The 11,555-nt window shown below is 69.5% G+C and carries 7 protein-coding genes; 5 read left to right on the top strand and 2 right to left on the bottom strand.

Features of this window, described 5'->3' with window-relative positions; genetic code table 11:
* Window positions 1-768 precede the first annotated feature (768 nt).
* Window positions 769-1,524, top strand: coding sequence for a hypothetical protein (locus ACFY6U_RS50335; protein WP_390049619.1), 756 nt, complete (start codon window positions 769-771; stop codon window positions 1,522-1,524).
* A gap of 87 nt (window positions 1,525-1,611) precedes the next feature.
* Here the strand turns inward: ACFY6U_RS50335 and ACFY6U_RS50330 are convergent, their stop codons facing one another.
* Both ACFY6U_RS50330 and ACFY6U_RS50325 read right to left on the bottom strand, forming a co-directional pair.
* Window positions 1,612-2,082, bottom strand: coding sequence for a DUF5615 family PIN-like protein (locus ACFY6U_RS50330; RefSeq protein WP_390049617.1), 471 nt, complete (start codon window positions 2,080-2,082; stop codon window positions 1,612-1,614).
* Window positions 2,079-2,723: a DUF433 domain-containing protein gene (locus ACFY6U_RS50325; RefSeq protein ID WP_390049615.1), complete on the bottom strand. Its 645-nt coding sequence runs from the start codon at window positions 2,721-2,723 to the stop codon at window positions 2,079-2,081. The genes ACFY6U_RS50330 and ACFY6U_RS50325 overlap by 4 nt, the downstream gene beginning before the upstream one ends.
* A 233-nt stretch (window positions 2,724-2,956) precedes the next feature.
* On the opposite strand from ACFY6U_RS50325, the gene ACFY6U_RS50320 reads away from it, so the two are divergent.
* From ACFY6U_RS50320 to ACFY6U_RS50305, 4 genes are read left to right on the top strand one after another with little or no spacing between them, the layout of a single operon-like run.
* The gene (locus ACFY6U_RS50320) at window positions 2,957-4,585 is read left to right on the top strand and encodes a TIGR02677 family protein (RefSeq protein WP_390049613.1); all 1,629 of its coding nucleotides are present in this window, start codon (window positions 2,957-2,959) and stop codon (window positions 4,583-4,585) included.
* Entirely contained in the window at window positions 4,582-5,907 is a 1,326-nt protein-coding gene (locus tag ACFY6U_RS50315; RefSeq protein ID WP_390049611.1) for a TIGR02678 family protein, read from the top strand. Before ACFY6U_RS50320 ends, ACFY6U_RS50315 begins: the two co-directional genes overlap by 4 nt.
* A complete protein-coding gene (locus ACFY6U_RS50310) occupies window positions 5,904-10,142 on the top strand; it encodes a TIGR02680 family protein (protein ID WP_390049609.1) in 4,239 nt (1,412 codons plus the stop codon). The genes ACFY6U_RS50315 and ACFY6U_RS50310 overlap by 4 nt, the downstream gene beginning before the upstream one ends.
* Window positions 10,139-11,419: a TIGR02679 family protein gene (locus tag ACFY6U_RS50305; RefSeq protein WP_390049607.1), complete on the top strand. Its 1,281-nt coding sequence runs from the start codon at window positions 10,139-10,141 to the stop codon at window positions 11,417-11,419. The genes ACFY6U_RS50310 and ACFY6U_RS50305 overlap by 4 nt, the downstream gene beginning before the upstream one ends.
* The last annotated feature ends 136 nt before the right edge of the window (window positions 11,420-11,555 follow it).

Below are 11,555 nucleotides of genomic sequence, written 5' to 3'. Positions count from 1 at the left end.
CCGGTGGCCGTTCATCTATGCGGGCACCATCCCAACGCCGGAGCAAACCCCCGGATCAGGTCGAACCCGTACACCACTTCCTTGGACGCAACCACAGGCTGCGCCCCTGGCACCGGCTCGCCATAAAGAAGACGCTGAAACGTGGCAAGGCCAGACTCCTATCCGCGAGGCACGTGACAGAAGCAGTCGAACGTGGTCCACAAGAGTCACCTTCTCGATCTCCGAGGCGTACCGGTTCCGCCCAACGGGAAGCACGAGAGGGAAGACTCCTGGGAGCCATCTGGGAGCCGACCCGCTCCTCAAGCCCCTTCGAGACCACCCAATACCACCGCACGCCAACACCCTGAGCGGGCAAAACAGCAACCCAACCGGTGTCGATCTTGGCCGAGCCTCATTCGGGACGAAAAGGTCACGAGGTAAAGTCCCGCCACCACGGCGGCGAAGTTCCAGGCAGGCCAGGAGCCTGATCCATTGATCACTCAGGCCCGTGGTCGAGCTCTCCCAAAGGGCGGTCCCGACACCCGCCTGATCACGGCGTCACCCCACCCTGTTCGCTCGCGCGCTTGTGAACTCGGCGCCGTGCGCCCTGGGGCACTGCGCGGAATCCGGCCGAGTACCAGACGACAACAGTCAAGTGAGAACCACTTGCGATCCGAGTCTGGTCACAGGTCGTCATCCAGAGCACAGGCAAGCGATACCAGGGGCAGCCACGCCAGCATGGATTCCGCGGTTGTGCACAAGAACGCGGCGCAGCGGAAGGTGGAGCCCATGGCCAAGCTGACGGAGGAGCAGCGCCGACAGCGAGCTGCCAAACGTGCTCTACGCTCGGCGCTCGATGCCGAAGCGGATGACCAGCGGCGTCGCGAGCGCGATGAGCGGTGGAAGCGAGAGAATATGCGCCTCAGCTGGGCGGAGTACGCGGCCGGTGAGTCCTGCCGGGGCTGCGGAGAGGCTATGCACGATGGGCTGGGGGACTGGTATCCCCTCATGAAGTTGTCCGAGTCGGAGAGGCGTGAGTACGAGGAAGCCGACCGGAGATTCCGCGAGCGGCACGCCGACTGCCGGAGTGGCCGGTGGAGCATCAGCGGCTCTCGGGTGACGCATTGCTGTTTCTGTTGCCCGCCACCGCCGGTGGGACCGAAGCAGATGGAGAAGGTCGCCAGGCTGTTCGCTTCCTGGCCCTCCCAGGAGGAACGCAAGAAAGACCTCGATACCTGGAACCTCACCCTCCGTTGCGACCACGTGGTGCCCCACATCCAGCATCGCGAGCACAGCTACGTTTCCGCCCGCGTCGTCGACTGCCCAGAATGCGGGGAGCGTCGCGGAGTTGTGAGCAGTGAGCGGGTAGGGCCCGCGTACCGCGATGACGGGACCATCCGTGAGCGGGCGGAGGCTGATCAGGAGCGGCTCGCCCAGGAGCTGGCGGCTGCCAAGGCGAAGCTGGCCCGTCAGCAGAAGAACGCCGCGGCGACCCAGCGTCGCATCACCGAGATCCAGGAAGAGTTGAGCGGCGAGTCCTGGTGAGAACAAGCGCAGTCGGCGCGACGCCGGCTCATTTCCTGGCATCGCGTGTGCTGGGTTACCGGCCGGGAACCTTCGTGAATCGAGAGGTCAGGACTCGGCAGCTGAATCGCCACCGGGCCAGTGCTTCGGCCGGACGACGGCCGGGTCCGTGATCTGGAGGCGCTTTTGCCGGGTCGGGTCGATCGAAGTCAGGGCGACGAGACGCTGCCCATCGGCTGTTTCGAGTTCGGCCAGGGCGTGAGGAAGGGCCGCGCAGACAGTGGCGATCGCCGTGCCCAGGCCCACCAGGCCACCATGCTTGTTGTTCTGGCGGTACTCGATGCGATGCAGGCCCGACTGTGCGATGGCCGCTACTTCGAGGGGCCGGCTGAGCTGCTTGGTGTCGTTGGTGATGACGACCTCGAAGCCGTCGGCCTTGGCCTTGGCGTACAGCTCGATGTCCTTCGTGCCCGTCCAGCCATTGAGTTCGTGGACGTGGACGACTTCATGTGCCTTCAGCAGGATGCGCACGATCTCGGCCATGGGGCGGGGCACGTTCTCGTCGAGCAGCAGTTTCAAGCGACGACCTGCCGGGGCTGGCTGCTGCCATAGCTGTCGACGTACTCGCTGAAGTCGGCCGCGTCCCGGGCGGCCTCGGCCGTCACTCCTGGGTAGAACTCACCGATCTGGTCCGGCGGGATGCCGTCTCTCACGAGGGCAGCGACATCTGACGCCGGGATCCTGGTGCCTTGGATGACCGGTTCTCCGCCGCGGACCGACTCGTCCACCGCGACGTGCTCACGGGGGGTGAGCAGAGCGGGAATGCTGCGGCCGTCCTTATAGAAGGGCGCGAGAACATCCACCATCTGGTGGATGACCACGTTGCCTCCCTTGATCAGGTCTACGGCGTGCTCGGGTTCAGCCAGATAGATCGTGTCCGGGCCCGCGACGAGTTTGTACGAGGAGAGGTGCTCCCACTCGCCGAGGTCCTCTCGAAGCGTGTTCAGCGCACGGCGGATCTTCTGCAACGAAGCCTCTTCGCGCAGCTGCACACAGATGCGGAGTGCGACAACGTCGCGGAACGAGTAGAGGATCGGCCTCTCGCTGGAGATCTCGGGCACGAGCACGGCGCCCTTGGGCCCGGAGGCCCGGCGCCAGTGGGACAGCTGGCGCAGAGTCGCGCCGGAAAGAGCCGCGGCGAGTTTGGGTTCGTACGACACCGCGTGCCTCCTTCCGTCTTCCGCCCCCATCGATATCGGCCTGAACGTACCCCATTCTCCTGGAGGCCACCCAGCACAGAAACCGAAGGCCCCATTCGGGGTGAGCCAGGGACGCCGAACGCCCGCATGCCGCAGAGGCCGCTGCCACGGGAATCGCCACAGGCCGGCACACGTCCGTGGCATTTTCGGCCACTCACCGGTGGCGCCCGCATGCGCCGCGTAACCTCACGGGCATGGGGGCATCAGCATCCGGTGCAGGTCAGGACGCCGTCGAGGAGGCACGGCGGCGGCTGAACGCGTACACGTACCTCAGCGCGCCCGAGCGGCTGGAGCATGTCGCGATCATGCGGGTCTTCTGCGGAACGCTGCTGGCGGATCTCGCCGTCCCAGACATCATGGCGAAACTGCGCCAGGCCGGTGCTTCCGCCGCAGTACTCGACGCCGACACCCTCACGGTCCGACTGGAGCAGCTGGTCCAGTGGGGAAACCTGCTCCGCAGCAGCCACACGGTGAACGCGTCCAGCATCAGCGAGTACCAGCGCTCCCGCTCGCGCTACCAGCTCTCGAAACTGGGTGAACGCATCCAGCGGGACGCCGACGGGGTCCTGGCCGAAGCCGACGCCGCCCGCGAGGTGAGCAACGAACTGCTGGCACTGGTCGAGCGCGGGCTACGGGAGCTGGCCGACCTCGTGACCGCGCCGGGCGGCGTCGAGCCGCAGGACGGACTGGAGCGGATCAGCACGCTGTTCGTGCAGTTCACCGAGTTCGCGGACTCCATACGCGACTTCTACGCCTACCTCGGCCAGGTGCTGTCCCGCTACGACCTGGACAGCGCCGAGTACCAGGGCTTCAAGGAGCTGCTCCTGGACTACGTCGAGGCGATCACGGAGGACGTGGCGTTCCGCGCGCCCCGGATCTCGGCGGCGTTGGACACCCTGTGGCCGCACATCCCGGCTCTGCTGGACCGGCTGGACTCCCACGCCCAGGGGCTCAACGGGCTCTCGGCGCAGGCGCAGGGCGAAAGCCGCCCGGAGGTCCGGATCCAGCGCAGCCGGGGCCGCGAATTCGCGGACTGGGAGGGGCTGCGCGGCTGGTTCAGCAACACCGACGGCCAGGGAAGCCAGGTCGACCAGCTGCGCGACGCCACCCTGCGCGCGTTGCAGTCGCTGCTCGCCAACGCCAAGCGGATGCTGCGGTCGGCCACCGGTGAGATGTCCCGGCGCAAGGATCTGCTGCGGCTGGCCCGCTGGTTCGACGAAGCGGCGCCGCGGGACGCACACGACATCGCTGTCGCCGCATTCGGGCTGTACGGCGCCCGCCATCTGGGCATACCTCCGGCCACCGACGAGGTGGTGCCCGCCTACACAAGCTGGTGGACCGGTCCGGTCGTCGAGGTGCCGGTGGCCCTGCGCGAAAGAGGCAGCCGAGCCCAGCGGGGCCGAGCCTCAGCGGTGGAGGACCACTCTGCACAGAAGCAGCTGCTGATGGAGGCAGCCCGTCAGCGGGCAGCGACCAGAGCAGCGGCGGCAGACGAACTGCGCAGCGCGTCCGGCCGGTTCGCCGAGGTACGCCTCACGTCAGCGGCGCTCGGGCTGCTCCTGGAGCTGCTGGCCACAGCGCTCGGAAACGCACAGCTCAGCAGGCCCCTCAGCACGGACGGGGAGAGGACGGCGGGGTTCGACCTCGACTCGGCCAGCAGTGAAGACGCCGAACTGCGTATCCGCCTCACCGTGCGCCGGACGGCGGGCACGCGAACGGTGCTGTACTCGGCCGACGGCGACCTGCTGCTGGACGACCTGGAGCTGGACATCGGTCGTATCTCCGCCGCGGTCGAGGGCGAAGCGGAGGCGAGCGTGTCATGACCCTCCCCTCGACTCACGACGTAGCCCTGGCAGCCGAGCGCCGCACCGCCGCCCGGCTGCTGCTCGCCCACCCGCTGGTCGCGTCGGACGGCCCCCACGCCGACCTCTTCCCGCTGATCCGCAGGCACGCCGACTGGCTGGGCAAACGATTCCAGCAAGTGCTCGGCTACCGCCTGCTGGTCGACAGCTCCTACGCCCGGCTGTTCAAGGCGGGGCTGGGGACAAGTTCGGGTCATCGGCTGGAGCGCTCCACCGGCACCCCGTTCACTCCGCACACGTACGCCTGCCTCGCGCTGGCCCTGTCCGTTCTGGTGACCGCGCCCGAGCAGATGCTGCTGTCACACCTGGTCGCCGATATCAGGGCGGCCGCAGCCGACGCCGGGATCGAGCTGGAGGAACCGGGCCGGGCGGCCGGGAAGCGGACCCTGGTCGCGGCTCTGCGCCAGCTCGTCGACTGGGGCGTGCTCATCGAGACCGAGGGCCATGTGGCCGCGCTTGCGCAGGAGGCGGGCGGAGAAGCCCTGATCACGATAGATCGGGAGCTGGCACGCGTGGTCGTCGCCGGCCCGCTCTCCCAGGCACGGGACGGCGCCGACCTGGTCCGGCGCGCAGCGGACCCGGGCTTCGGCGGACCACGCACCTACGTGCGCCGGATGCTCGTCGAGACACCCGTCGTCCACCTCGACGAGCTGACCGACGCCGAGCGTGACTGGCTGCGCACCCGGCAGCGCCGGGAAGCCCAGGCTTTCTCCGAGCTCCTGGGCCTGGAGATGGAGATCCGTGCCGAGGGCGTGGCGCTGGTGGACCCCGAGGAAGAGCTCACGGATTTGCACCTACCGGGCACCGGGACCGTCGCACAGGCCGCGCTGCTGCTGGCGGAACGGCTCGTGGAACGGCTTCGGCCGCAGGAACCGGGGCATCCGGCGACCGGCGGGACGCTCGTCATCGGGGTGGCCGTCCCGGACGGCCTGGTGGACGAGGTGCTCGCCGAGCTCATCACCGAGTACGGGCAGCGCAGCAGCTGGCAACGCGGCTACCTGGAGGACCTTCCCTCCCTGCGAGAGGCCGTACTGGACCTGCTGGTCCGCATGCGGCTGATGGCCCGCGCGGACCGGCTGCGCGCCGAGGGCGAAGGACTGCCGGAGGGGTACGTCGAAGAGGCGTCGGAAGGACGCACGGTGACCGATGTCCATGGTGCACGGCCCGGCGGCGACGGCTGGGTGCTGCTGGCCGCAGCGGCCCGCTACGCCACCCACGTCACGGTGCGCCCGGCCACCGCAGCCGGCAAAGGCACGGACGTTCAAGAGGAGTTGCCGCTATGACCACCGACGCGCGTGGCCTCGTTCCGGTGCCGCGTTCCGGCCCCGCGACATCCACCAGCGCGCGCTTCCGGCTGCACCGGGCGGGCATCCAGAACGTCTGGCAGTACGACGAGCAGGACTTCTCCTTCGGCGACGGACGGCTGCTGCTGCGCGGCAAGAACGGCGCGGGCAAGTCCAAGGCCCTGGAGATGCTGCTCCCGTATCTTCTGGACGGCGACTCCCGGGCACTGGACGCGACCGGCACCGGCCGCACCACGCTCGCCTGGCTGATGCTGGACGGGTTCGAGCAGACCAACCGTCTCGGCTACCTGTGGGTGGAGTTCCGGGGCATGGCCGACGACGGCGGTCAGCGCCACCTGACGCTCGGTGCCGCCATCCGCGCCTCGAAGTCGACACAGAAGGCGCTGCCGACGTTCTTCGTCACCCCGCTGCGGATCGGTGAGGACCTGCATCTGGTCGAGGCCGGTAAGCCGCTGCCGGTCGACCGACTCAAGGAGATCGTCGGCTCCGACAACACGACCGACCGTGCGGTCCAGCACCGTGCGCGTGTGGCCCGGGAACTGTTCGGCATCACCGACGCGACGCGCTATCGCAACCTCACCCAGCTCCTCCACCGGCTGCGGCGCCCGACGGTCGGCGACCGGATCGAACACGGGGGCTTGGTCTCCCTGCTGAGCGAGACCCTGCCGGGGCTCGACGAGGACGTCGTCGAGAAGGTGGCGCGCAACCTCCATGACCTTGACGCCGTACGGGACGAACTCGGCCGCCTGGAACGCACCGACGCGGCCTTGCGCACGTTCCTCACCAGTTACCGCAGCTACCTGGCCGGGGTCCTGCGCACCTCCGCCCAGAGAGTGAGCCACGAGCTGGGCGTCCTCGCACAGCGGCGCCGGGCAGCCGGAGACGCCGCACAGCGGACGAGCGACCTGAGGACGCAGGAGGAGGAGTCGGAGGGCCGGCTGGAGACCCTGCGTGAGGAGGAGCAGGCCGCCCGGACCGACCTGGCCGCCCTGCACGCCAGTCACGCCTACCGCAGTCTGCGCGAACTGTCGGAACGCCGCGGCACGGTGGAGGCGCTGCACACCGCCGCCGCGGCCGCGTTCACCACCCTGCGGAACGCACACGACGCGGAGGAGGGCTCGGCGGAGCGGCTGGCCGAAGGTGTCGAACACCTCGGAAGTCGGCTGGCCGAGCTGGGAACCGAACACCGGGAGCTGCTGACGCAGGCGGAGAAGGCGGGGCTTCCCACCGGCCATCTCGGCGAGGCGGTAGCCCTGCCGCGCACGGTTCTGGCCGAGGCCGCCGAGACCGAACTGACGACTCTGGACGGGGAGATGCGCACCGTACGGCACCGATCGGTGGCCCGTGTGGACACCGTCACGGCGCAGGAAGGGCTGCGGTCCTGGCAGAACCAGCTGGAGGACGCCGAGTCGGTCGTGAGAAACCGGGCCCGGATGGTTCAGGAGGTGACCCGCCTCATCTCACGGGCGGACGAGGCCCGGGCCGCGGCGGCTCAGGCCGATGCCGAGCGGGAACGGCTGGAGGGCGAGGCAGAAGAGGCCGCCGGCCGTCTCGACGGCAGCCGTCAGAAGGTCGCCGAGGAGAGCGGCGCCTACTCCCTTCAAGTCGCCGAGTGGGCTGCGCGCACGCGGAATGCGCTCGGTCCCGACTGCCCGTCGCTGAACGCCGTCCACGCCACCGTCGGCCACGAGACCTCTACCGACGCGCCCTTCGCAGACCGCACGCTGCCGCCCGACATCGACAGCCAGGCGCGGCAGATCGCTCAGGCCGCGTTGGAGCCGTACGGCGAGGAGCTCACCGGACGCCGGGACGCCCTGGCACTCGGCGTCAACCGGCTCGGCGAGGAACTCGACCACCTGGCGGAGCAGAAGCGGGACTGGGAGCAACGTACCGACCCCGAGCCGCCGGCCCCGCACCATCGCGCCGCCGCGAGGACGCCGGGCAGTGGAGCCCCTTTCTATCGGCTCGTGGACTTCGTGGAAGACCTGGCTCCGGCCGACCGAGCCGGTCTGGAAGGGGCGCTGGAGGCGAGTGGAATCCTGGACGCGTGGGTGAGTGCGGACGGCGTCCTTCTCGATCCGCGCACCCGGGACACCCTTCTCCAGCCGGGTCCCACGCTGTCCGACGGGCCGACTCTCGCCTCGGCCCTACGCCCAGCCCCTGAACCGGGTTGCGGCGTCACCTCCGAGCAGGTGGGGGTTCTCCTGGCCACCATCGCACTCACATCGGCACAGGAGACCTCCGCGCACAACGCGGTCTTCTACGACGGCAGTTGGCGTCTGGGCGTACTCAGCGGTCGTCATGACAAGCGCGACACCGAGTACGTGGGGGCCGCCGTACGCGCCGAGACTCGGCGACGCATTCTCGCCGAGTTGGAGGAGCGGATCGCGCATACGGAACAGCGGCTGGCCGATGTCCGCGAAGAGCTCGCCGTAGCCGATGCCATGCGTCGGGCTCTCACGCTCGCGGAACGGGACTTCCCCAGGGCGCGGAGTCTCGCGGACGCCTGGAGCAGGACCGAATCAGCCGAGCGGACGCTGCGCGACCTGACCGCCAAGGCGACCCGGGCGGCGGGGCTGGCCGAGGAGGCACGCGCTCTCGCGGTATCGGCGCGGACCGAGGCAGAGGCCACCGCCACCGCCCACGACCTGCCCGGCGACCCCGCCGCCCTGGACCGTGTGCGCACCGCACTGGCCGGCCTGCTCAGCGGTGTCGGGCATCTGCGCAGGGCCGTCGGCGGCACGGGGGAGCGGCTCGGCGCGAACCACGCCGATGCCGACCGGTACGGACGCGCCCGAGAGGATCGCCTGGCCGCAGACGAGAGCTACCGGCTCCACCTCGCTGGTCTGCGCACCGCTGAGCAGGACCTACGTACCCGCGAGGAGGCCATCGGGTCGTCCGAGGAGGAGATCCTCTCCCGCGAGCAGGACGCCAAGCAGCGCATCGCGCACGCCGTCCAAGCGCTCCCCGCGGCACAACGAGCTCGCGACGATTTCCACGACCTGCGCGTGCGCGCGGAAGAGGACGAGAAGCGCCTGCGCGGGACCCTGGCGGACCAGGAGACGGCGGTCATCGACACCGGCAGCGCTCTGCGCGGGGCTCTCGGCCGACCGGAGGTGGTGCTCGGTGCCGGCCTTGACCGGTCCTCGCTGCCCGAGTACATGTCGGACGATCCCGGCACGGACGTGCGCAGCCGTCTGCGTGCGCTTCGGGCCCTCGCCGACGCCGTGGAACAGGCCCTCGGCCGCCCGAAGGGCGAGGTGTCGGACAGCACCCTGCTCAACCGCCACACCGATCTGCGCGACCAACTGGCCGGAGGGTTCGACGCGCAGCTGGAGGAGCGCGACGGAATCAAGGTGTGCCGCTTGGTCGACGACCACGGGTCTCATGACGTCGCATCCGTGGGCGAGCGGATCGCGGTTCAGGCCGCGGAGGCCCGGGGGCGGCTCACCGAGCGCGAACGTGAGGTCTTCCAGCGGTTCCTGACCGGTGAGCTCGGCGACCACCTCTCGGCACAGGTCATCACCGCGGCGAACCTGGTCGCGGCTCTCAACGACACCCTGAAGACCGTACGCACATCCCATGGTCTCGGTGTCGAGCTGCTGTGGAAGCTGGACGAGGACGTGGACGCGGATGTGCGTGCGGCCGTCGAGCTGCTGCGCAGTCCGTCGAGCCTCAGGACTCGCGACGAGACGGAGCAGCTGCGCGAGGTGCTGCAACGCCGGATCGAGGACGCCCGCCGCGCCGACCCCTCAGCGGGTTACGCCGCCCATCTGCGGACCGCGCTGGACTACCGCGACTGGTTCCGCTTCCACACCTTCGTGGTCGAGGACGCGGCCCCGGGCCGCCGTAGGAAGCTCACCGGGCGGACCGGTCTCAGCCAGGGTGAACAACGAGTCCTCTCCTACCTCGTGCTCTTCGCAGCGGCAGCCGCCCACTTCACCAGCCTCGCCGAGTCGGCACCGCACGCGCCACGCCTGATTCTCCTGGACGACGCCTTCGCCAAGGTCGACGAACCCACCCACGGCCGGCTGGGCCGTATCCTCGTCGACCTCGATCTCGACTTCGTCCTCACCAGCGAGCGGCTCATGGGCAACTGGCCCGAGGTTCCGTCCCTGCACATCTACGAGTGCCTCCGTGATCCCCATGCGCGCGGGGTGGCCACACTGCACTACACCTGGAACGGTCGGCACCGGCGTCTGGTGTCCGTATGAGCGGGCTGCCCGCCGCGACGCGCGACTGGCTGACGGGACCTGGGCTCACCCGCCTTTGGCAGGGGGCACGTAAACGCCTGGAGAGCAACGGCGTACAGGCCACGGGTTCGCTCCGGCTGACCGCGATGAACGCGCAGGAACGCAACGACCTGTCTCTCCTGCTGGGCAAACCCCTCACAGGTGCCGCCGTGACCGTACGGCTCGACGTGCTCGACGCACGGCTACGTGCTTCGGCCGCCGGACTCGGCCTAAGACAGACCCTGGAGGAACTCGGCCCGCCACTCACCGACCGCCGTGCCGCCCGCGCGGACGTGGCAGCACGGCGGGAACAGGTGTGGTCGTCCCTTGCTTCGTCACTGGACGCCTCCCCGCTCGCCGGCCAGGAATGGCCGCGGCAGTGGTACGACCTGCTGCGCCGTGCCGGTGTTCCGAGAGGAGTGACGCCCGAAGCGGCGATATGGACACTCCAGCAGGCGGTCCAAGTCCTCACCGCTCTCCTCGGACCCGAGGCACCCGAACGCAACGGCACATGCGGCCGGGGAGAACTCGCCGCCATGACGACCGGCTCCGCGCACGGCCTGGACGACGGTACCTGGCTCGCACGCCTCGTCCAACGCGGGGTCGCCCTCGCCCATGGCACCGAGTTCCCCGACGACGCGGCTGGCCGACGCGCTCTGTGGCGGCTAGTGTCCGTCACGCCGGACGAGGTCTCCGGCACGGTGCTGACTTACGGGCTGCGGCCTGACGGCGAGGGCTGGCGGGAGCGTGCTCTGCGGGAGCGGGCCGACCATCACGCCGAGGTTCACGTCACACCACGCGACCTGCATGACCTCCGACTGCGACTCCCCGCCGGAACGCTCATCCACATCTGTGAGAATCCGCGCGTGGTGGAAGCCGCGGCGGACGCGGCCTGCGCCCAACCTCTCGTGTGCACCTCCGGCAGCGCCGCCACCGTGGTCTTCACGCTCCTCGACGCCCTCGCCGCCACAGGCTGCCACTTCGCGTACCACGGCGACTTCGACTGGCCGGGGATCGCTCTGGCCAACCGGGTCATCCGCCGCTACGAAGCCCGGCCGTGGCGCATGGGCACTGCGGATTACGAGCATCTGGCCGCTCGCAGTCAGGCTGAGGGCATCCCTCAACTGGCGCTCGACGGCCAGCCGGTCGACGCGGACTGGGACGCGGATCTCGCCCCTGCCATGACCGCCCTCGGCGTCGCGCTCCATGAGGAGGCGACCCTCGACCTCCTGGTGGACGACCTGTCACGCCGGGCGTAGGGACATCGACGCCTCCGTGCCGGCGTCTGGGAGCCATCTGGGAGCCGACCCGCTCCCCGAGCCCCTTCCACACCACCCGAAACCGTTTCTCTCCAACACCCTGACCAGGCAAAACACCAAACTACCCGGTGTGCAT

It is taken from the genome of Streptomyces sp. NPDC013157 (genome assembly GCF_042899865.1).
In the GTDB taxonomy this organism is placed as follows: domain Bacteria; phylum Actinomycetota; class Actinomycetes; order Streptomycetales; family Streptomycetaceae; genus Streptomyces.
The sequence above is the reverse complement of the archived record's forward strand: the minus strand, read 5'-3'. Positions and strand labels throughout refer to the sequence as shown.